This window comes from Paracoccus sanguinis, from assembly GCF_900106665.1.
Taxonomy (GTDB): Bacteria; Pseudomonadota; Alphaproteobacteria; order Rhodobacterales; family Rhodobacteraceae; genus Paracoccus; species Paracoccus panacisoli.
In genome coordinates this window covers 1-18,175 of record NZ_FNNA01000001.1, presented here as the reverse complement: position 1 = coordinate 18,175, position 18,175 = coordinate 1, and the positions used below count along the sequence as shown (strand labels likewise).

At 67.7% G+C, this 18,175-nt stretch carries 26 protein-coding genes and 2 pseudogenes; 22 read left to right on the top strand and 6 right to left on the bottom strand.

Annotated features, from left to right (window positions below; translation table 11 throughout):
- Positions 1-12: 12 nt before the first annotated feature.
- From BLW17_RS00125 to BLW17_RS00080, 12 genes and pseudogenes are all read left to right on the top strand, one after another.
- On the top strand, positions 13-1,701 hold the full coding sequence (locus BLW17_RS00125; protein ID WP_036732869.1) for a DEAD/DEAH box helicase: 1,689 nt from the start codon (positions 13-15) through the stop codon (positions 1,699-1,701).
- 207 nt (positions 1,702-1,908) lie between these two features.
- Positions 1,909-2,115 carry a DUF6511 domain-containing protein gene (locus BLW17_RS00120; RefSeq protein WP_036732925.1) on the top strand — a complete coding sequence of 69 codons (207 nt, stop codon included), beginning with the start codon at positions 1,909-1,911 and terminating at the stop codon, positions 2,113-2,115.
- Positions 2,112-2,513, top strand: a complete 402-nt coding sequence (locus tag BLW17_RS18230) for a hypothetical protein (protein ID WP_157814984.1) — start codon at positions 2,112-2,114, stop codon at positions 2,511-2,513. Before BLW17_RS00120 ends, BLW17_RS18230 begins: the two co-directional genes overlap by 4 nt.
- Positions 2,500-3,267 (top strand): hypothetical protein, encoded by a 768-nt coding sequence (locus tag BLW17_RS00115; RefSeq protein ID WP_036732872.1) that lies wholly within the window; start codon positions 2,500-2,502, stop codon positions 3,265-3,267. The genes BLW17_RS18230 and BLW17_RS00115 overlap by 14 nt, the downstream gene beginning before the upstream one ends.
- Positions 3,264-5,585 carry an AAA family ATPase gene (locus BLW17_RS00110; RefSeq protein ID WP_231572762.1) on the top strand — a complete coding sequence of 774 codons (2,322 nt, stop codon included), beginning with the start codon at positions 3,264-3,266 and terminating at the stop codon, positions 5,583-5,585. Before BLW17_RS00115 ends, BLW17_RS00110 begins: the two co-directional genes overlap by 4 nt.
- A gap of 340 nt (positions 5,586-5,925) precedes the next feature.
- On the top strand, positions 5,926-6,465 hold the full coding sequence (locus tag BLW17_RS00105; protein ID WP_036732878.1) for a crossover junction endodeoxyribonuclease RuvC: 540 nt from the start codon (positions 5,926-5,928) through the stop codon (positions 6,463-6,465).
- Complete coding sequence (locus BLW17_RS00100; RefSeq protein ID WP_028720215.1) at positions 6,462-6,662, top strand: hypothetical protein; 201 nt, start codon at positions 6,462-6,464, stop codon at positions 6,660-6,662. The genes BLW17_RS00105 and BLW17_RS00100 overlap by 4 nt, the downstream gene beginning before the upstream one ends.
- Complete coding sequence (locus BLW17_RS00095) at positions 6,655-7,035, top strand: DUF6362 family protein (RefSeq protein ID WP_036732881.1); 381 nt, start codon at positions 6,655-6,657, stop codon at positions 7,033-7,035. Before BLW17_RS00100 ends, BLW17_RS00095 begins: the two co-directional genes overlap by 8 nt.
- 417 nt (positions 7,036-7,452) lie before the next feature.
- Complete coding sequence (locus tag BLW17_RS00090; RefSeq protein WP_036732884.1) at positions 7,453-8,829, top strand: site-specific DNA-methyltransferase; 1,377 nt, start codon at positions 7,453-7,455, stop codon at positions 8,827-8,829.
- Positions 8,753-9,337: pseudogene (locus tag BLW17_RS18410) on the top strand (DNA cytosine methyltransferase); the annotation flags it as partial. The gene BLW17_RS00090 and the pseudogene BLW17_RS18410, both read left to right, overlap by 77 nt.
- A gap of 244 nt (positions 9,338-9,581) precedes the next feature.
- Positions 9,582-9,941, top strand: coding sequence for a hypothetical protein (locus BLW17_RS18405; protein WP_231572765.1), 360 nt, complete (start codon positions 9,582-9,584; stop codon positions 9,939-9,941).
- A complete protein-coding gene (locus BLW17_RS00080) occupies positions 9,938-10,153 on the top strand; it encodes a DUF7220 family protein (protein ID WP_036732890.1) in 216 nt (71 codons plus the stop codon). Before BLW17_RS18405 ends, BLW17_RS00080 begins: the two co-directional genes overlap by 4 nt.
- 31 nt (positions 10,154-10,184) lie before the next feature.
- Here BLW17_RS00080 and BLW17_RS00075 read toward each other — a convergent pair whose 3' ends face one another.
- Both BLW17_RS00075 and BLW17_RS18400 read right to left on the bottom strand, forming a co-directional pair.
- Positions 10,185-10,676 (bottom strand): hypothetical protein, encoded by a 492-nt coding sequence (locus tag BLW17_RS00075; protein ID WP_211656917.1) that lies wholly within the window; start codon positions 10,674-10,676, stop codon positions 10,185-10,187.
- A gap of 271 nt (positions 10,677-10,947) precedes the next feature.
- Positions 10,948-11,208 carry a DUF3489 domain-containing protein gene (locus BLW17_RS18400; RefSeq protein WP_331429081.1) on the bottom strand — a complete coding sequence of 87 codons (261 nt, stop codon included), beginning with the start codon at positions 11,206-11,208 and terminating at the stop codon, positions 10,948-10,950.
- Here BLW17_RS18400 and BLW17_RS18395 point away from each other — a divergent pair.
- From BLW17_RS18395 to BLW17_RS00050, 4 genes are all read left to right on the top strand, one after another.
- Complete coding sequence (locus tag BLW17_RS18395) at positions 11,093-11,593, top strand: phage major capsid protein (RefSeq protein WP_483140692.1); 501 nt, start codon at positions 11,093-11,095, stop codon at positions 11,591-11,593. The genes BLW17_RS18400 and BLW17_RS18395 overlap by 116 nt on opposite strands.
- Positions 11,594-11,668: 75 nt before the next feature.
- Positions 11,669-12,004 carry a DUF2190 family protein gene (locus BLW17_RS00060; protein WP_036732895.1) on the top strand — a complete coding sequence of 112 codons (336 nt, stop codon included), beginning with the start codon at positions 11,669-11,671 and terminating at the stop codon, positions 12,002-12,004.
- Positions 12,004-12,315, top strand: coding sequence for a head-tail joining protein (locus BLW17_RS00055; RefSeq protein WP_036732897.1), 312 nt, complete (start codon positions 12,004-12,006; stop codon positions 12,313-12,315). Before BLW17_RS00060 ends, BLW17_RS00055 begins: the two co-directional genes overlap by 1 nt.
- Positions 12,312-12,941: a DUF6441 family protein gene (locus BLW17_RS00050; protein ID WP_036732899.1), complete on the top strand. Its 630-nt coding sequence runs from the start codon at positions 12,312-12,314 to the stop codon at positions 12,939-12,941. The genes BLW17_RS00055 and BLW17_RS00050 overlap by 4 nt, the downstream gene beginning before the upstream one ends.
- Before the next feature lie 50 nt (positions 12,942-12,991).
- Here BLW17_RS00050 and merA read toward each other — a convergent pair whose 3' ends face one another.
- The 4 genes from merA to BLW17_RS00030 are packed head-to-tail and all read right to left on the bottom strand — an operon-like array spanning position 12,992 to position 15,372.
- The gene (gene merA, locus BLW17_RS00045; RefSeq protein ID WP_036732900.1) at positions 12,992-14,428 is read right to left on the bottom strand and encodes a mercury(II) reductase; all 1,437 of its coding nucleotides are present in this window, start codon (positions 14,426-14,428) and stop codon (positions 12,992-12,994) included.
- On the bottom strand, positions 14,421-14,654 hold the full coding sequence (merF, locus tag BLW17_RS00040) for a mercury resistance system transport protein MerF (protein WP_139305874.1): 234 nt from the start codon (positions 14,652-14,654) through the stop codon (positions 14,421-14,423). The genes merA and merF overlap by 8 nt, the downstream gene beginning before the upstream one ends.
- A gap of 4 nt (positions 14,655-14,658) precedes the next feature.
- Entirely contained in the window at positions 14,659-14,964 is a 306-nt protein-coding gene (locus tag BLW17_RS00035) for a heavy-metal-associated domain-containing protein (RefSeq protein ID WP_036732904.1), read from the bottom strand.
- 18 nt (positions 14,965-14,982) lie between these two features.
- The gene (locus BLW17_RS00030) at positions 14,983-15,372 is read right to left on the bottom strand and encodes a mercuric transporter MerT family protein (RefSeq protein WP_036732906.1); all 390 of its coding nucleotides are present in this window, start codon (positions 15,370-15,372) and stop codon (positions 14,983-14,985) included.
- Positions 15,373-15,448: 76 nt separating this feature from the next.
- Here BLW17_RS00030 and BLW17_RS00025 point away from each other — a divergent pair, with 76 nt between their 5' ends.
- The 6 genes and pseudogenes from BLW17_RS00025 to BLW17_RS00005 all read left to right on the top strand — a co-directional run.
- Positions 15,449-15,874, top strand: coding sequence for a MerR family transcriptional regulator (locus BLW17_RS00025; protein ID WP_036732909.1), 426 nt, complete (start codon positions 15,449-15,451; stop codon positions 15,872-15,874).
- Complete coding sequence (locus BLW17_RS00020) at positions 15,871-16,287, top strand: hypothetical protein (protein WP_036732911.1); 417 nt, start codon at positions 15,871-15,873, stop codon at positions 16,285-16,287. The genes BLW17_RS00025 and BLW17_RS00020 overlap by 4 nt, the downstream gene beginning before the upstream one ends.
- Before the next feature lie 24 nt (positions 16,288-16,311).
- Positions 16,312-17,253 carry a phage tail tube protein gene (locus BLW17_RS00015; protein ID WP_036732913.1) on the top strand — a complete coding sequence of 314 codons (942 nt, stop codon included), beginning with the start codon at positions 16,312-16,314 and terminating at the stop codon, positions 17,251-17,253.
- Positions 17,253-17,690 (top strand): hypothetical protein, encoded by a 438-nt coding sequence (locus BLW17_RS00010; protein WP_036732914.1) that lies wholly within the window; start codon positions 17,253-17,255, stop codon positions 17,688-17,690. Before BLW17_RS00015 ends, BLW17_RS00010 begins: the two co-directional genes overlap by 1 nt.
- Before the next feature lie 83 nt (positions 17,691-17,773).
- On the top strand, positions 17,774-17,917 hold the full coding sequence (locus BLW17_RS18390) for a DUF7697 family protein (RefSeq protein ID WP_170835562.1): 144 nt from the start codon (positions 17,774-17,776) through the stop codon (positions 17,915-17,917).
- Positions 17,910-18,175 (top strand): annotated as a pseudogene (locus tag BLW17_RS00005) (phage tail tape measure protein); the annotation flags it as partial. The gene BLW17_RS18390 and the pseudogene BLW17_RS00005, both read left to right, overlap by 8 nt.

The following is an 18,175-nucleotide window of genomic DNA, read 5'->3' as shown; positions in this document are numbered from 1 at the left end:
GGGAGACCGGCCATGCGCCTGCGCCCCCGCCAGAAGACCTTCGTCGAGCGCAGCGTGGCTGCGCTCGCCTCCCGCGGCAACACGCTGGGCGTGGCGCCCACCGGTGCGGGCAAGACCATCATGCTCTCGGCGGTCACCGGCGAGATGATCGGCGACGGCGCCAAGGCCTGCGTGCTCGCCCATCGCGACGAGCTGACGGCGCAAAACCGCGCCAAGTTCCAGCGCGTGGTGCCGGGCGTCGCCACCTCGGTCATCGACGCCACGGAGAAGTCCTGGGGCGGCAAGGTCGCCTTCGCCATGGTGCCGACGCTGGCGCGGGCTTCGAACCTGGCCGACATGCCGCGTCTCGACCTGCTGGTCGTGGATGAGGCGCACCATGCCGTCGCCGACAGCTACCGCCGCATCATCGATCGGGTGCGCGAGGCCAATCCCGACGCCCGGATCTTCGGGGTCACGGCGACGCCGAACCGGGGCGACAGGAAGGGCCTGCGCGAGGTCTTCGACAATGTCGCCGATCAGGTGCGGCTGGGCGAGCTGATCGCCTCGGGCCATCTCGTGCCGCCGCGCACCTTCGTCATCGACGTGGGCGTGCAGGACGAGCTGCGTTCTGTCCGCAAGACCATGTCGGATTTCGACATGGCAGAGGTGGCCGGCATCATGGACCGCGCCCCCGTCACCGACGAGGTGATCCGGCACTGGAAGGAGAAGGCGGGCGACCGGCAGACCGTAGTGTTCTGCTCCACCGTCGCGCATGCCGAACACGTCACCGACGCCTTCAGGGCGGCGGGCGTTTCCGCCGCGCTGATCCATGGCGATCTGGCGGCCGAGACCCGCAAGGCGATCCTCGCCGACTACGCGGCGGGGGACATCCGCGTCGTCGTCAACGTCGCGGTGCTGACCGAGGGCTGGGACCACCCGCCCACCTCCTGCGTCGTGCTGCTGCGGCCCAGTTCCTACAAGTCCACCATGATCCAGATGGTCGGGCGCGGCCTGCGCACCGTCGATCCCGAGGAACACCCCGGCATCGTCAAGACCGACTGCGTCGTGCTGGACTTCGGGACGTCGAGCCTGATCCACGGCACGCTGGAACAGGATGTCGATCTCGACGGCAAGACCGAAACCGGCGAGGCGCCGACCAAGACCTGCCCCGGCTGCGGCGCCGATATTCCGCTCGCCGCCACCGAATGCCCGCTTTGCGGCGAGGTGTTCCCGCGCGAGGACGAAGAGGCCGGTGAAGGTGACGGTGCCGCGCCGCTGTCGGGCTTCATGATGACCGAGATCGACCTGCTGAAGCGGTCCAGCTTCGCGTGGGTCGACCTCTACGGCACGGACGACGCGCTGATGGCCACGGGCTTCGCAGCCTGGGGCGGCATCTTCTGGCTGGACGGGGTCTGGTACGCAATCGGCGGGGCCAAAGGCGAACGCCCGCATCTGCTCGGCGTCGGCGAGCGCACGGTCTGCCTAGCGCAGGCCGACGACTGGCTGAACACCCACGAGACCGACGAGAGCGCCTTCAAGACCCGCTCCTGGCTGCGCCAGCCGCCGACCGAAAAGCAGCTGCAGTACCTACCGCCCGAGTGCCGCCACGACTTCGGCCTGACGCGCTACCGCGCCTCGGCGCTGATGACCTTCGGCTTCAACAAGCGCGCCATCCGCCAGCTGATCGACACGGCGGCCAGCCCCGCACGGAGGGCGGCATGACCCATGTCCACCTTCATCCCCATCACGGCCGAGGACCGGCGGCGACTCTGGCATCCGCGTGGAACGCTCTGTGCTGTCTGCCGGCAACCCACCCGTGGCTTCGGCTGGTTCGATCCGCACCGGTCGAAGCGACCCCGGCCCTCGGTCTGGTTCTGCTCGATGTCCTGCCAGTCCTTCTGGACGCGCTTGGCGCGGGAGCATTTCGCCATGGTTGATCTGACCGAGGAGGAGCGCGCCGCGATCACCGCCACCATGAAGCGCGTGGCGCTGCTGATGGACGAGATCGGCTGGGCCACCCCGCTTGCGGATCTGACCGAGGCGCAGGTGCGCGCGCTGATCGAGGACGCCGTCGAGGGCTTCCGCGAGGCCATGTCCGACATCGCCCGGGCGCAGACGCCGGAGGTGCCGTTTTGACCAAGCTCTGCACAAAATGCGGCGTCGAGAAGGACGTCTGCGAGTTCGGACGCCGCCGGCTCAGTCCCGATGGTCGGCAGACCTGGTGCCGCGACTGCCGCCGGGAATACCAGCGCGCCTACGCGCAGAAATTCAGGAACCCCGAGAAGCATCGGGAGGCGCAGCGTCGCTATCGCCTGCGCCACGCCGAGAAATATCGGGCCCACAGCATCGTCAGGCGTGCCGTCAAGGCTTGTCGGATCGTCGTGCCGGTCTGGTGTCAGCGATGTGGCTGCGTGACCGACCTCGAAGCGCATCACCACGACTATGACGCGCCGCTCTCGGTCGAATGGCTCTGCTCGACCTGCCACGGGCTCGCCCACCGCAGCTACGAGGGAGGCCAGCATGCTGGACTATAACCGCCGCCCCAGCTTTGCCGACCGGGTCAACGCCGCCGTTGATCGGGCCCTCACCGCCGATCAGGCGACGCGGCCGCCCCGCGACTATCTCGGCGGCTCGCGCCTCGGCCACGCCTGCGAACGCGCGCTGCAGTTCGAGTTCGCCGATGCGCCCAAGGACGAGGGCCAGGACTTCTCCGGCAAGCTGCTGCGCATCTTTGCCATCGGGCACGAGCTGGAAGAGCTCGCCATCCGCTGGCTGCGCGGCGCGGGGTTCGAGCTCTACACGCAAAAAGGCAACCGTCCAGACGGCGGCCAGTTCGGGTTCTCTGTCGCGGGCGGGCGCATCCGTGGCCATGTCGACGGCATCTTTGCCGCCGGCCCGGAAGGCTTCGGCCTCGCCGTCCCGGCGCTCTGGGAATGCAAGACGATGAACGCGAAGAACTGGCGCGCCTGCGTCAAGGACGGGGTCACGGTCTCCAAGCCCGTCTATGCCGCCCAGATCGCCGTCTACCAGGCCTACATGGAAGCAAGCGTGCCGGGCATTTCGGCCGCCCCCGCCGTGTTCACAGCGATCAACAAGGACACCGCCGAGCTTCACCATGAGCTCGTGCCCTTCGATGCCGATCTCGCGCAGCGCATGTCGGACCGCGGCGTCCGGATCCTGCAGGCCACCGACGCCGGCGAGCTGCTGCCCCGCATCGCCGCCAGCCGCGACTTCTTCGAATGCCGGTTCTGCCCTTGGTCCGCGCGCTGCTGGAGGCTTCCCGCATGAGCGACAACGGCATCCTGCACTTCAACCCGTGGATGGACTTCAACGACGGGCCGCCGTCCGAGAACCCTTTCGGCTGCGACCCCGACCCCGGGCAGATCGCCGTCTTCCTCGATACCGTGTTCAGCTGGTGCGAGGGGCTGATCCCGCTCCGCGGCTTCGTCGATAAGGGTCAGGGCCGGGACGGCAAGCCGCACAACATCTGGATCGCGGCCGACGACAGCGCACCAGGGAAACTCACGACCTTTGCCGCATGGGCCAACCGTGAAGGCGCTGCGGTTTATGTCATCCCCGGCACGGTCGAGGAACAGGGCCAGGCCCGCGCCGCTGACGTGCTGCAGATGCAGGCCATAGTCGTCGATCTCGACGCGGGCGACATCCCGGCCAAGCTGGACCATGTCACCCGCCACATCGGAACGCCGACGCTGATCATCGAAAGCGGCGGGCGCACGCCAGAGGGCGCCGCGAAGCTCCATGTCTGGTGGAAACTGACCGAACCCGCTGAGGGAGAGGACCTGGTCACCCTCTGTCGCCTGCGGGGCGAGATCGCGGTGAAGGTCGGCGGCGACACGCATTTCCGCTCCGCGCACCAGCCGATCCGGGTGCCCGGCACCGTCTATCACAAGCACGGCCATCAACGCCTCGTGCAGATCCGCGAGCATCGCTCGGTCGAAGTGGATCTTGCCGATTTCGCGGAAAAGGTCGCCGACATGCCGCCGCTGCCAGGCGTAGGCTTCGCCAGCGACGCAACCGCGCCGACCGCGAAACCCGGCATCGACGCGGTGCTCACCACGCCGGTGCGCGAAGGCGCGGTCGACGAGTGGTCCCGGTTCCAGGGGGCCAGCGCCGCCATCGGCCATTACGTACGCCTCGTGCACGGGGGCCGCCTCGACCCCTTCGCGGGCTGGGAGGCGATCTGCGGCTACAACGCCGCCATGCTGCGCCCGTCCTGGCCGCTCGATCGGCTTCAGGCCGAGTCCGAACGGCTCTGGGCGCTGCATGTGAAGCGCAACGGCCCGCCGCTCCTGCGCGCAGCCCATGCCGGTGCCCCGGCCAGCCCGCTGCCGACCTTCAGCCTCGGCGCGCTGCTCGACGACACCAGTCCTATGCCCGAGGACATCATTGGCCCCCGCGTGCTGACGCCGGGCGGGCTCCTGGTGCTGGGCGGCGCGCCCAAGGTCGGCAAGAGCGACTTCCTGATCTCCTGGCTCGTGCACATGGCCGCTGGCGTGCCGTTCCTCGGCTTGACGCCGCCCCGGCCGCTGCGCGTGTTCTACCTGCAGGCCGAGATCCAGTATCACTACCTGCGCGAGCGCATGCAGCAGATCGCGCTGCCCGCCACCGTGATCGCCGCCGCGCGCGACACCTTCATCGCCACACCGAAGTTGAAGCTGCTGCTCGACGCGGAGGGCGTCGCCCGCGTTGCCGAGGCGATCCAGGCTGCATTCCCCGACGCGCCGCCCGACATCATCGTCATCGACCCGATCCGCAACCTCTTCGATGGCGGTCCCGAGGGCGGTGGCGAGAACGACAACACCGCCATGATGTTCTTCCTGAAGGACCGGGTGGAGCTTCTGCGCGAGGCGGTCAATCCGGACGCGGGCGTCATCCTCGCCCACCACACCCGCAAGGCCAGCAAGCATCAGGTCAAGGACGATCCCTTCCTCGCCCTCTCCGGCGCCAGCGCGCTGCGCGGCTTCTACACCTCGGGGCTGCTCATGCACCGGCCCGACGAGGACAGCAGCGTCCGCAGGCTGGAGATCGAGCTGCGGAACGGACCCGCGCTACCGGGAAAGCTGATCGACAAGGTGAAGGGCGAGTGGGTCGAGCTGAACCCGATGAACGAGCGCCTGGTGCGCAAGGAGGTCGGCGCCAAGCTCGATGCCGAGCGGCTGCGCAAGCACGATGTCATCCTCGGCATGTTGCTGGATGAGGCGGCCAGCGAGCGCCTCTACACCGCGATGCAGTTCGCCGAGACCTTCGAGAACCGGGGCGGTCTGGGCAGCAAGCACACGATCCGTGAGCGCCTCAGCGTGCTGGCGACCAAGGGCTTCGTGAAGTTCCTGCGCGACCCCTCGGGGTTCGGCTTCCCCGTCACCCGGTCCCGGTTCGGCTACCTATGCGTCGAGGGAATGCAGTTCGGCGCGCCCGTCGAGGAGATTGATCCGGCCACCGGCGAGGTCACCACCGAGGTCCGTCCGGTCCTGCCCAGCCACTTCAAATGTCCCCAGTCGGGGCTCTGCCTGCAGGTCGAAAACCCCGCCGTCTGGGTCTACCCGGAGGGGCTGGAGGACGACCTAACTCATATGAGTGAGGCCTGACTCATATGACAGCGCCAACTGTGCACTCAACGAAATCAACGGGTTACGGGCAAATAAGAGTTAGGTCCCAAACTCATGCCCGAAGACTTGATGAAGTCTTATTCCGCAATGATTTCAGTCACTTGTCCTCCCCGGAACAGTTAGGTGTCAAACCCCCATACTACGTATGGGAGGGCCACCCCACAGGGTTGGCCACTCCTCCCATACGTCCGGGCCAGCCCCGCGCGCCGCCGTGACGCTCCCTTGTGCTTTCCGATCCGACGACGGCGGCCCCGTACCGCCAAGCACCAGACCGCCGTCGTCTTCCACCACCACAGGCCACCGGCAAAGGAGACCCATCATGGCTCAGCCGACTCTGATCCCCAATTGCGACGGCGCAAGGTTTGAACCGCTGCCGCTCGACGCCCCCCGCAACCGCTGCATCCTCGCGCTCGACCTCGGCACCTCAACCGGCTGGGCGATCCGCGGCCATGACGGGCTGATCACCAGCGGCACCGTCTCGCTGCGCCCGGGGCGCTTCGACGGCGGCGGCATGCGCTACCTGCGCTTCACCAACTGGCTGACCGAGATTGACCGGCTGTCCGGACCCGTTGCTGCGATCTGGTTCGAGGAAGTCCGCCGGCACGCAGGCACCGACGCGAGCCACATCTACGGCGGGCTCATGGCCACGCTGACCGCATGGGCGGAACTGCGCGGCGTGCCCTACGAGGGCGTCCCGGTCGGCACGATCAAGCGTCACGCCGCTGGCAAGGGCAACGCCGAAAAGGCAGCCATGGTCGCCGCCGTTCGCGCCCTTGGCTTCAGCCCGGCCGACGACAACGAGGCCGACGCCATCGCCATCCTGCTCTGGGCAATCGAGACGAAGGGAGGTGTCGCATGAGATGGCATCCCCACGGCTACGGCGGCCGCCGCCGGGATCCCGAGCAGGTCAAGCGCGAGGGCTGGCAGGAACAGGGCGTCCTCGCGGTCTCCGCGGATGACGACCGCCTCACCTGGCCCGAGCGTGAACTGGTCCGCCAGCTCGGCGAAAAGCTCTACGGCCCGCGTCCTTCCGACAGGGAGGCGCGCCATGGCTGATCGCGAATGGACCGCCGACTGCGTCGCCGATCATTTCGAGGAAGCGTTCCGCACCCTCCGCAAGCTGCCGCCCGTCAAGGCGCAGGGCTACTTCAACACCTGGCCCGACATCGTGCGGACCAGCCGCGAGATCGCGGCGATGGAGCCGCAGCCGATGCGGGTCTGGCCCTCGGCCGCCGCGATCACCCGGCTCGAGCAGACCTTCGACTGGATGCTCTGGATCGAGGAGGCGGAGCGCAAGCTGGTCTGGTCGCGCGCGGCTCGGGTGCCGTGGAAGCAGATCAGCGGGGAACTGGGTTGCGACCGCACGACCGCGTGGCGTCGCTGGCAACTGGCGCTGACCAAGATCGCTGCGCGTCTGAATGCGCAGTGACTCCAATGTGTTGCAACACTTTTTCCTTCGACATCTGCAACAGATCCATGCTATTCCGAAGGCAAGATGGGGAGAGTGCGCTGGAAAGCCCGCTCTCCCCTTGCGTTGACGGGGGGCCGTCTGGACCCCGGTATCCAGCAAGGGTCTGGCCGGGGTCCACCACGAGGGAGTTTCCGGTTCCTTCCTGGCGACATTCGTATGCTGGCGGGCGAAGCACGACGCATCGCTAGCGACAGGGCCGGATTTTTGGGAAGCCACCCGGAAGCCAGCGCCGCCTGAACGCGCCTGAAACACTGCAAAATCAAACTCTTGATGCTGGACACCCTTGGTGGCCGCTGGACCCCGCCTGGAGTCCAGTCTGGACCCCGGTGTTCGGAAGCCAGGGGCATCCACCCTGATCCGAAGGACGACCTGACGATGACGCTGAGCTTTTCCCCGGATCGGATTGAGATGTGGCCGCTGGCCAAGCTTCAGCCCTACGCGAAGAACGCGAAGGCGCATGGCGCGGACCAGGTCGCGAAGATCGCCGCCAGCATGGCCGAGTTCGGCTGGACCGTGCCCTGCCTCGTTGCTGAGGATGGCGAGCTGATCGCGGGGCACGGGCGCGTGCTGGCCGCGACGCAGCTCGGGCTGACCGAAGCGCCGGTGATCGTGCTCGGGCATCTGACCGAGGCGCAGCGACGGGCCTACCGGATCGCGGACAATAAACTGACCGAACTCGGGACATGGGATGAGGCGCTGCTGTCCGCCGAACTGAACGAGTTGCTGGCCGATGATTTCGATCTGTCGTTGGTCGGCTTCTCGGACGGCGAATTGGACAAGCTGCTGGCCTTCGTGCCGGAGGGGGACGGTCAAGAAGGTGGCGCCGGGGGCTCCGTGCCGCCGGTGACCATCCCCGAACCGCCGCGCAATCCGGCGTCGCGCACCGGCGATCTCTGGATCCTCGGCGACCACCGGCTGCTCTGCGGCGACAGCACCAGCGCTGCCGATGTGCGCCGCCTGATGAACGGCGAGCGGGCGATCCTGTTCGCCACGGACCCACCGTATCTCGTCGATTACGACGGCTCGAACCATCCGACCCGCAACAAGGACTGGAGCCAGTCCTACGGCGTCACCTGGGACGACAGCAGCCAGGGCGCGGAGCTCTACGACGGCTTCATCGCGGCTGCCGTGGCCGAGGCCATCGCCGAAAACGCCGCCTGGTACTGCTGGCACGCCTCGCGCCGCCAGGCGATGCTGGAAGCCTGCTGGGAAAAGGCAGGCGCCTTCGTGCACCAGCAGATCATCTGGGTGAAGGACCGCGGGGTTCTGACCCGGTCGCACTACCTCTGGAAGCACGAGCCCTGCTTCATGGGCTGGCGCCGCCCGAACCGCCCGCCGAAGGTCGCCGAGGAAACCCTCCCGTCGACATGGGCGCTGCCCAGCTTCGCCAAGGACGAGCGCCCCGATCACCCGACCCCGAAACCGCTGGACGCCTTTGGCATCCCGATGCGCCAGCATGTGGCGCGGGGCGGCCTCTGCTACGAGCCGTTCTCAGGCTCCGGCTCGCAGATCATGGCGGGCGAGGCCAATGGCCGTCGCGTCTTCGCGATGGAGATCAGCCCGGCCTACGTCGATGTCGCCGTCGAACGCTGGCAGGCCGAGACCGGCCGCGACGCGATCCTCGACGGTGACGGTCGGACATTTGCGCAGGTGAGGACGGAGCGGCTGGGCGACGATGCCGAGGCCCGGGCCGATACGCCGGACCCGGACGCCGCCCCAGAACCCGCGCGAAAGCGCAAGACCGCCGCGTGACATGCATGACCTGGCTTTACCTTCCTCCGGACGCGCTTCCGGAGCCGGAGACGCATGCCTCTTCGGCCTCTCGCTCTGTTCCGGCGCAGGTGGTCTCGACCTCGGGCTCACCATCGCCATCCCCGGATATCGTGCTGTGGGCCATGTCGAACGGGAAACCTACGCCGCAGCCACTCTCGTGGCGCGGATGGAAGACGCGTCCCTGGATCAGGCTGTTGTCTGGGACGACGTTGCGACCTTCGACGGCCGCCCGTGGCGCGGTGCGGTGGACATCGTCACTGCGGGCTATCCGTGCCAGCCGTTCTCCGTCGCGGGCAAGCGCCGGGGTGTGGACGATCCGCGCCACCTCTGGCCGCATGTCGCCCGGATCATAGGCGAGGTCGAGCCACCCTTCGTCTTCCTCGAGAATGTCGCCCATCATCTCCGGCTCGGCTTCCCCGAAGTCGCCAACGGACTGGTCGGCATGGGCTACAAGCTTGCGGCAGGCCTCTTCACGGCGGCGGAAGTCGGCGCGCCGCACAAGCGCGAGCGGCTGTTCATCCTTGCCATCCGCGAAGGAGACCAGCTGGCCAACCCCGCGCGCCTGCTCTGGGATCCGGTCGAGTGGTGGAAACCGGACGGAACTGCTCCGGCTCTGGCCGACGCCGAGGGCCAGCGCCAACGAGAACCGACAGACGAAGCCGACGCCGTCGCAGGCAGCGGGGCAGCACGGGATGAATCTCGCGACGACGGCCGTGATGTGGCCGACGCCGATGGCCAACGACGGATGCAAGCCGAGCGCGGGCAACCGCCGCTCGGCCGACCTGACCCATTCGGCGGGGATGTGGATGACGCCGACGGCCCGGGATCACAAGGACGGAGCGACGACACTGGCGAACACGCCGGTGAACGGCCTGCTTGGCCGCCAGGTCCTGGTGACGCCGATGGCTGGGAGCGATACCTGCGATGCGCGCCGGACCTTGAACCCGCTGTTCGTCGAGGCGCTGATGGGTTGGCCCACCGGGTGGACCGGCTTCGCCTCTGTGGCAACGGCGTGGTCCCCTTGGTTGCGGCGCATGCGCTGCGAACTCTGGCGGCTGAACTGCTGGCCGATGGATGAGGCAGCGGCATGAAGCAGTCCCGCCTTATGTCGCTGGTGGAGTCCGTCGTCAACGTGATCGTCGGCTACGGCGTCGCGGTCATGACGCAGATCCTGATCTTCCCGATCTTCGGCCTGCACACGACGCTGGCGCAGAACCTGAAGATGGGCGCTATCTTCACTATCGTGTCGATAGCTCGTTCCTTCGCCTTGCGGCGGGTGTTCGAGGCGATCCGGATGCGGTAGCGGCGGTCGGCTATGAGGACGGAGCGGACATTCACTGAGGGGTCAGCGGCGGTTCTTGGGAGGCGGCCCAGTCGAAGGCACGTTGCCGTTCTGAAAAATAGAACTCTTTTATGGACATGCCTGATGGCACGCGAATTCCGGTATCGTCCAGCCCTTTCTGGAACCCAGCAAGAATACTATCCGTCACTCCCTGCGTTGTCTCAATCAACGCAGTGATAGCTGGCATGTCGTGGGTGTGGGCATAGTCGACGATTTGGGAAAGCGGGATCTTCCGGGCCATGTGTTGGTGCCAAACGTCGCCGGGCTTCAGGACACCGCCAGCTTCGGCCAACTGGCGATAGTTAACCGGACGCTTGTCATGCGCCGCCTGCAACAAGAACTCGATGCCGGCCTTGAAGTTGAATACTTTGTTGCGTCGACCTTGTTCTTCGATAGCCGCTACGGCCAGCGGGGCGTCGAGCTTCCCGGCGCGGCGGTGGTTCTCGATCAGATTCTGAATTTGTTTGTCTGTTTTCTCGCTCATATCCATGACATCGCACTCTGTGCGGGAAAGAGGCTCTTGTCCATCGGGCCGCAGCAGAAACGCCTCGGAAGAGCCGAGACAGACGCCACCGCCTGCGTGTGCACTTCTAACCTATGCCTCAGTGCGGACGGAGTTTGTCCGATGCCTCGATCCGATCCCTGAAGGGTCCAAAGTCCGAAAAGGCTGTTTGCATCGATTTCGTCCCTTCTCGAGGATGATCGACCGCCGCCCCGTAGGGGCGGCGGCCATCGACTTGTCGGGGTCCGGTGCCTCAGGCGGCAGGGAGTTTGTACACGCGTCCCCGGTTCTCGACCTTCTCCGAGGTCACCTCGAGCCCGAGTTTCTTCTTCAGCGCCCCGGCCATCGCGCCGCGCACCGTGTGCGACTGCCAGCTGGTCGCGGCCATGATCTCTTCGATGGTCGCGCCGTCCGGCGCGCGCAGCATGGCGATCAGCGTGGCCTGCTTGCTCGCGGGCACCGGCGCGGCGCTCGACGTGAGCAGCGTCGGAGCGGCGCGGGCGGCGATGGCCAAGCAGACGGGGCTCGACAAGAAGACGGTGCTGAACGTCCGGCCCGCCTTCCTGATCGTGCCGGCCTCGCTGGAACTGAAGGCCGAGCAGCTGGTCGCGCAGAACCTCGTGCCCGCCGCGACGTCCAGCGTGGTGCCGCAGTCGATCCGCACGCTCGCGCCGATCAGCGAGCCCCGGCTCGACGCAGCCAGCGAGACCGCCTGGTATCTGGCCGCGAGCCCGAACCAGATCGACACCATCGAGTACGCCTATCTCGAGGGCCAGCAGGGCGCCTACATCGAGACCCGCAACGGCTTCGACGTCGACGGCGTCGAGATCAAGTGCCGCCTCGACTTCGGCGCCAAGGCGATCGATTGGCGCGGTCTCTACAAGAACCCGGGCGCGTAAGGCGCGCTTTCTGAACCCTGACATACGGGGCGGTCCAATCGGGCCGCCCTTCGTCTTTCCACGAGGAAACCCATCATGAAAAACTACGTCCAGCCCGGCAACACCATCACCCTGACCGCGCCCTATGCCGTCGCCTCCGGCGATGGCCTGCTCGTCGGCTCCATCTTCGGCATCGCGGCCGGGGACGCCGCCCTCGGCGAGCCTGTCGAGACCGCGCTCGTCGGCGTCTTCGACATCACAAAGGTCGGCTCCCAGGCCTGGACCGTCGGCGCCAGGGTCTATTGGGACGACACCAACAAGCGCTGCACCACGGTCGCGACCGACAACACCCTCATCGGCGTGGCTGTCGAGGCGGTGGCGAGCGGCGCGGGTGACACCATCGGCCAAGTCCGCCTGAACGCGACCTTGTGATGAGCGCCTTTGCCGCCGCCGTGGGCGCGCTCTTCGCCGATCCGAACGTCGGCCGGGACGCGGTCTACATCGCCGACGGCGGCGCGCCCGTGCTCGTGCGCGTCGTCGCCCGGCGGGCGGATGTCGTCTCCGACTTTGGCGACGCGCGGCTCTGGTCCGAGACCACCCGGATTGACCTGCGCGTGGCGGAGGTGGCTAACCCGCGCCCCGGCGACCGCATCGAGATCGATGGCGACGCCTTCCTCATTCAGGGCGAGCCCGTGCGCGGCCGCGAGCGGCTGGTCTGGACCGTCGATCTGAGGCCCGCGTGAAACTGAAGCTCGACATCGATCCCGACATCGTCACGATGATGGCGGCCGAGGTCGCGGCGGGCGAACGCGCGGTGACGGCCGCCATGCGCGAGGCCGGGACCGGGCTGAAGTCGGCCTGGCGCTTGCAGATCACCGGCGCGGGGCTCGGCCCTCGGCTCGCCAACTCGATCCGGAGCCAGAACTTTCCGAGGTCGGGCGAGAGCCTCGACGCCGCGGCGCTGGTCTGGTCGAAGGCCCCGGTCATCGTCGGCGCGCACGACACCGGCCCGTTGATCCGCTCGAAGAACGGCTTTTGGCTGGCGATCCCATTACCTGCTGCGGGCAAGTCCCTCCGCGGCGGCCGGATCACCCCCGGCGAATGGGAACGCCGCCGTGGCCTCCGCCTGCGCTTCGTCTATCGCCGCACCGGACCGAGCCTGCTTGTGGCGGAGGGACGGCTGAACACGAAAGGCCAGGCGGTGGTCTCTCGCTCCAAGACCGGGCGCGGCAAGGTCACCGCGCCGATCTTCCTGCTGGTGCCGCAGGTCAAGCTGCCGAAGCGGCTGGATCTCACGCGGGACGCGAACCGGGCATTGGACAGCGTGCCGGGGCTGATCGTAGCGAACTGGGTGGAGGGTAGGTTGTGATCGCATCGATGCGCAATCTTGCTCGGCAGCCACTAGATCGACGGCTCGGGTCACCCCGCGCAGCACGACAGCATCGCGACATCCTTGTCGAAGGTCTGCGCGGCGAGCTTCAATCCCTCGACCGTGGTGAGATAGGGAAAGATCGTCTCGCCGAGCGCCTTTGTCGTCATGCCGGCCTTCAGCGCCATGACGAGCGTCTGGACACTGTCGGCTCCCTCCGGCGCCATGATCACGCCGCCCAGCAGGCGGTCGGTCGCCCGGTCGGCGACCAGCTTGATCAGGCCGCGCGTGTCGCGGGCGGCGAGCGCGCGAGGCACGTTGTCGAGAGCCAGCACGCTGGTCTTGACGTCATGACCCGCCGCGCGCGCCCGGCGTTCGGTCAGTCCGACGCCGGCGACCTGCGGATCGGTGAACACCACCCACGGCATCGCTGCATTGTCGTAGCGCTCCGCCCCGCCCAACACGGCGTTGCGGGTGGCAAGCTTCGCGCCGTAGGCGGCCATGTAGACGAACTGGTCGCGGTCGGTCACGTCGCCCGCCGCAAAGATGCCGGGCTTCGTGGTCTGCATGTCGTCGCCAACCCGGATCGCACCGCGTGCGTCGGTCTCGACGCCCATCTCCGCGAGGCCCAGCCCCTCGGTGTTGGGTGCGCGTCCCGTCGTCAGGACAAGGCGGTCGGCCGTCAGTTCGCGCTCCGAGCCATTCACCGTCACGGTCAGCATCGCACGGTCCCCGTCGTGCCGCGCGGCGTGATAGGTTGCGCCGTCAAGAACCGTGACACCCTCGGCGCGCAAGGCCTCGGTGAGCGCCTGCGCCACCTCCGGCTCGGTGCGCGGCAACAGGCGCGAGCGACAGACGATGGTGACGCGGGTGCCCATCCGCGCCATCATCTGCGCGAGTTCCACGCCGATATAGCCGCCGCCGAGAAAGATCAGGGTCTCGGGCAACTGGTCCAGCTCCAGCAGCGACGTGCTGTCGAGCGATGGTGCGTTCTGGACCCCAGGGATGTCGGGCACGGCGGGTCGGCCGCCGGTGGCGACGATGACCTTGGGTGCCGTGATCCTGCGCCCGCCGACATCGACACCGCCGGGAACGAGCCGCGCCGGACCCTCGTCGAGATAGGTCACACCTTCGTAGCCCGGCAACAAATCCGCGTACTTCTTCTGACGCAGCGTCGCGACCAGATTGTCCTTGGCCGCGACGAGAGCGGTCCAGTCGGCGACCTTCGCTTCGCCGACGAGGCCAGGAAACCGGGACGCCGCCTGCGCGCCGTGCAGAGCCTCGGCTGCGCGGATCATCGTCTTGGAGGGTACGCAACCCACGTTCACGCAGGTGCCGCCGATGGTGCCATGCCCGATGAGCGCGACGCGCTTTCCTCCTGCCGCGGCGGTGATCGCGGCCGAGAAGCCGGCCGATCCGGCGCCGATCACGGCAAGGTCGAAATCGCCCTTGGGCGCGCAGCAATCGTCTTTCATCAGGTCATCCATCCGTTCGAGTGTTCAGTCGCCGCTGCCGTCTCCAGACCGCGTACACGGTCAGTGCGACGAAAAACGCGAGCGCGGGCAGCAGAACGTAGTCGAGCCAACCCAGCCAGGCCGACAGGCCCACGGCGCCCAGAAGCACCACGAGCACCGGCGTGAAGCAGCAGAGCGCCGCGATGACGGTTCCTACGATCCCTGTCGCGATCAGCTTGCGATCGGACTGCTCGGTCATCCCGTCAGCCCGCGATGCGCGCCGGGTAGCCTGCATTGGCCGAGGCTGCCGCGATGGCGTCGGGGCTGGTCGCGGCGGTATCGAAGATCACCGTGGCGGTGCGGGCCTCGAAGTCGATCTCGACGGTGCGCACGCCATCGACGCCTTCCATCGCGCGCTTCACCGTCACTGGGCAGAGCGCGCAGGTCATGTTGTCGACCGCGAAGGTGACGGTCTGCTCGGCGGCGACGGTCTGCGCGGCAACAGGGATGGCCGTGATCGGCGCGACGGCGGTCAAGCCGAACAGGGCAAGAGCAAGCATCTTCTTCATGAGGGTGTCCTTTCGGGGTCAGTAGAGAAGCGGGGCCCACCAGTCGATGGTGAGTGCTGCGACAACGAGGATCAGCGAGGCCCAGAGCGCGGTCTTGGTGATGCGCGCCGATGCTGGCCTTGCGCAGTAGGAACCGGGCTCGCAGACGGTCGGCTTGCGGAAATAGACCTGCCAGAAACCCGCCCCGATGAAGCCGAGCGCGATCACGGCGAAGATCGGCTTGTAAGGCTCCAGCGCCGTCAGGTTGCCGATCCAGGCCCCCGAGATGCCGAGGGTCAGCAGCACCAGCGGTCCGACACAGCAGGCCGAAGCGAGGAATGCGCCGAGCACCCCGCCCGCCGCGAGCCAGCCCTTTCGGGCCGGGTGATCCGCGCCCGTGCTGTCCGTTCTGTCGTCTGTCAGCGCCATGTCGCGCACCTCTCGTCTGTGATTGAGGAGAGGTGTAGGGTCTGTAGCAACTACAGGCTCAAGAGGAAACTTGCCCATGACCGATCACGAGCGCGAGAGCGGCTTCACACGCGGCGACCTGGCCCGGGCGACCGGCTGCAACATCGAGACGATCCGCTATTACGAGAAGACCGGCCTGCTGCCCGACCCGCCCCGCACGGACGCCGGCTACCGGGTCTATTCCGCCGCACACGCCACACGCCTCCGCTTCATCCTGCGCGCCCGCGAACTCGGGTTCTCGATGGAGGACATCCGCGGGCTGATGGGGCTCGGCGACGGCGCCGCGCCGACCTGCGCCGAGGTCAAGGAACGGACGGAGCGGCACCTTGCCGATGTCCGCGCGAGGATCGCGGATCTTCGGCGTATCGAATCCGTCCTCGCTACAACTGCATCCAGGTGTTTGGGCGCCGAAGTCCCCGATTGTCCGGTGCTCGACGCGATTTCCAACTCGGCCGACCCATGACACCCCGCGAATCCATCCTCGCCGCGCTGCACGCGCGGCTTTCGGCGCTGCCCGCCACCGCGCTGCGGGGTGACGTGTTGCCCGAGCGCGTGCCGGCTGACGGCCTGCTGATCCTGCGTGATGGCGAGCCGGGGGAGCCGGAGGTGACGCTGTCGCCGCTCGCCTACCACTACCAGCACCGGGCCGAGATCGAGGCGGTCGTGCAGGGCGCAATCCGAGACGTCGCATTCGACACGCTGACCGCCAGCGTCGGCGTGGCGCTCGCCGCCGACCGCACGCTGGGCGGGCTCTGCGACTGGGTCGAGGCGGAAGCGCCGCGGCCCGTGGACCTGCCGGTCGAGGGTGCGGCCAGCCTGAAGGCCGCCGTGATCCCGGTGGTGCTGCACTATTCCACGGCCGATCCACTCGGCTGATCCCGACAACCCGAGGAGAACACAATGGCACGAGCCCAGGGGGCGCGGGCGCTGATGGCGCTTGCGTTCGAGACGACCTATGGAACGCCGCCCGCCAGCGGCTTCACCCGCATGCCCTTCGCCAGCACGTCGCTCGGCGCCGAGCAGCCGCTGCTGAACTCGGAGTTGCTGGGCTACGGCCGCGATCCGCTCGCGCCGATCAAGGATGCGGTGACGGCCGATGGCGATGTCGTGGTCCCGCTCGACGCCGAGGCCTTCGGGTTCTGGCTGAAGGCCGCCTTCGGCACGCCCACGACCACGGGCGCGGAGGCCCCGTACACCCACGAGTTCCAGTCGGGGTCCTGGACGCTGCCCTCGATGTCGATCGAGACCGGCATGCCCGAGGTGCCGCGCTATGCGATGTATTCCGGCTGCGTTCTCGACCAGATCACCTGGCAGATGCAGCGCTCGGGGCTCCTGACCGCAACGGGGCGGCTGGTGGCGCAGGGCGAGACGGTGGGCACGACGACCAGTGCCGGAACGCCCGCCGCGCTGGAGCTGAAGCGCTTCGGCCATTTCAACGGCGCGATCACCCGCAACGGCACGGCACTAGGCAACGTGGTCTCCGCCGAGATCACTTATGCCAACAACCTCGACCGGATCGAGACCATCCGGAGCGACGGCCGCATCGACGGCGCGGACCCGTCCATCGCGGCGCTCACCGGCCGGATCGAGGTGCGCTTTGCCGACCAAACGCTGGTGACGCAGGCCATCAATGGCGAGGCCTGCGAGATGGAATTCGCCTACAGCCTGCCCTCGGGCGAAAGCTTCACCTTTACCGTGCACGCCGTCTACCTGCCACGCCCGCGGATCGAGATTGCGGGCCCGCAGGGCGTGCAGGCCACCTTCGACTGGCAGGCCGCGCGCGACAGCATCGTCGGCCGGATGTGCACCGCAACCCTCGTGAACGATGTGGAGACGTATTGATGCTGACGCTCGACCTGACGAACGCGCCCCGCTGGCATGACCTCGCCTCTGGCGTCCGGGTGCAGCTGCGCCCTCTGACCACCGCACTGATGGTGGCGACCCGTAGCGATCCCGCCGTCGAGGCCGTGCCCGATGAGGCCTCCGACGAAGAGCGTGCCGTTGCCTTCGCGAAATCGCTGGCGCGACGGGCCGTGCTCGCCTGGGACGGCATCGGCAACGCCGACGGCAACGCCATCGACCCGAGCCCCGAGGCGATCGACGCGCTGCTCGACGTCTGGCCGATCTTCGAAGCCTTCCAGCTGACCTACGTCTCGAAGGGTCTGCTACTGGAGCAGGAAAAAAACGTCTCCGCGCTCTCGCCGAATGGTCCTTCGGCGGGGGCGAGCGCTACTGCCAAGCCTGCGCGCAAACCTGCCCGGACTGCCCGGCGCGGCTGAACCGTCCGGAAACTCAGGAGGGTTGGCAGGTCTGGGACCTCGTCGGCCGGCTCGGCGGACAGCTGCGTGTCCTGCCCGGCGCGGTGATCGGCTGGGACATGTCGGCCGCGCTTGCCCTAGGTGACGCGCTTGGCATTCCACCCTTGGCCATGGCCGAACTGCTGCCCGGCGTCGAAGCGGTGATGGTCGCCAAACTCAACGAACAGATGGATCACTCCCATGGCTGAGAAGAGGGTCAGCGTCCGCCTCGCGGCCGTGGGCGGACGGCAGGTGCGCGCCGAACTGGAAGGCGTCGGCGAGGCCGGGTCGCGTGGCTTCGGACGGCTCAGCCGCGAGATGGAAGCGGCGAACGCCCGGCTTGCGGCCTTCTCGCGGCGTGTGCGCGTGGCCGCCGCCGCCGCCGTGGCAGCGGCCGCTGCCGCTGGCGTGGCGATGATCCGGTCCGGGCTGCAGACGGTCGACGCGCAGGCCAAGCTTGCGCAGTC

Excerpts from the sequence above, each read along its gene's own strand:
- BLW17_RS00125 (WP_036732869.1), top strand. The coding sequence starts at position 13 with ATGCGCCTGCGCCCCCGCCAGAAGACCTTCGTCGAGCGCAGCGTGGCT.
- BLW17_RS00120 (WP_036732925.1), top strand. The coding sequence starts at position 1,909 with ATGGTTGATCTGACCGAGGAGGAGCGCGCCGCGATCACCGCCACCATG.
- BLW17_RS00115 (WP_036732872.1), top strand. The coding sequence starts at position 2,500 with ATGCTGGACTATAACCGCCGCCCCAGCTTTGCCGACCGGGTCAACGCC.
- BLW17_RS00110 (WP_231572762.1), top strand. The coding sequence starts at position 3,264 with ATGAGCGACAACGGCATCCTGCACTTCAACCCGTGGATGGACTTCAAC.
- BLW17_RS00105 (WP_036732878.1), top strand. The coding sequence starts at position 5,926 with ATGGCTCAGCCGACTCTGATCCCCAATTGCGACGGCGCAAGGTTTGAA.
- BLW17_RS00100 (WP_028720215.1), top strand. The coding sequence starts at position 6,462 with ATGAGATGGCATCCCCACGGCTACGGCGGCCGCCGCCGGGATCCCGAG.
- BLW17_RS00095 (WP_036732881.1), top strand. The coding sequence starts at position 6,655 with ATGGCTGATCGCGAATGGACCGCCGACTGCGTCGCCGATCATTTCGAG.
- BLW17_RS00090 (WP_036732884.1), top strand. The coding sequence starts at position 7,453 with ATGACGCTGAGCTTTTCCCCGGATCGGATTGAGATGTGGCCGCTGGCC.
- BLW17_RS18405 (WP_231572765.1), top strand. The coding sequence starts at position 9,582 with ATGGCCAACGACGGATGCAAGCCGAGCGCGGGCAACCGCCGCTCGGCC.
- BLW17_RS00080 (WP_036732890.1), top strand. The coding sequence starts at position 9,938 with ATGAAGCAGTCCCGCCTTATGTCGCTGGTGGAGTCCGTCGTCAACGTG.
- BLW17_RS00075 (WP_211656917.1), bottom strand. The coding sequence starts at position 10,676 with ATGAGCGAGAAAACAGACAAACAAATTCAGAATCTGATCGAGAACCAC.
- BLW17_RS18395 (WP_483140692.1), top strand. The coding sequence starts at position 11,093 with ATGGTCGCGCCGTCCGGCGCGCGCAGCATGGCGATCAGCGTGGCCTGC.
- BLW17_RS00060 (WP_036732895.1), top strand. The coding sequence starts at position 11,669 with ATGAAAAACTACGTCCAGCCCGGCAACACCATCACCCTGACCGCGCCC.
- BLW17_RS00055 (WP_036732897.1), top strand. The coding sequence starts at position 12,004 with ATGAGCGCCTTTGCCGCCGCCGTGGGCGCGCTCTTCGCCGATCCGAAC.
- merA (WP_036732900.1), bottom strand. The coding sequence starts at position 14,428 with ATGGATGACCTGATGAAAGACGATTGCTGCGCGCCCAAGGGCGATTTC.
- merF (WP_139305874.1), bottom strand. The coding sequence starts at position 14,654 with ATGACCGAGCAGTCCGATCGCAAGCTGATCGCGACAGGGATCGTAGGA.
- BLW17_RS00035 (WP_036732904.1), bottom strand. The coding sequence starts at position 14,964 with ATGAAGAAGATGCTTGCTCTTGCCCTGTTCGGCTTGACCGCCGTCGCG.
- BLW17_RS00030 (WP_036732906.1), bottom strand. The coding sequence starts at position 15,372 with ATGGCGCTGACAGACGACAGAACGGACAGCACGGGCGCGGATCACCCG.
- BLW17_RS00025 (WP_036732909.1), top strand. The coding sequence starts at position 15,449 with ATGACCGATCACGAGCGCGAGAGCGGCTTCACACGCGGCGACCTGGCC.
- BLW17_RS00020 (WP_036732911.1), top strand. The coding sequence starts at position 15,871 with ATGACACCCCGCGAATCCATCCTCGCCGCGCTGCACGCGCGGCTTTCG.
- BLW17_RS00015 (WP_036732913.1), top strand. The coding sequence starts at position 16,312 with ATGGCACGAGCCCAGGGGGCGCGGGCGCTGATGGCGCTTGCGTTCGAG.
- BLW17_RS00010 (WP_036732914.1), top strand. The coding sequence starts at position 17,253 with ATGCTGACGCTCGACCTGACGAACGCGCCCCGCTGGCATGACCTCGCC.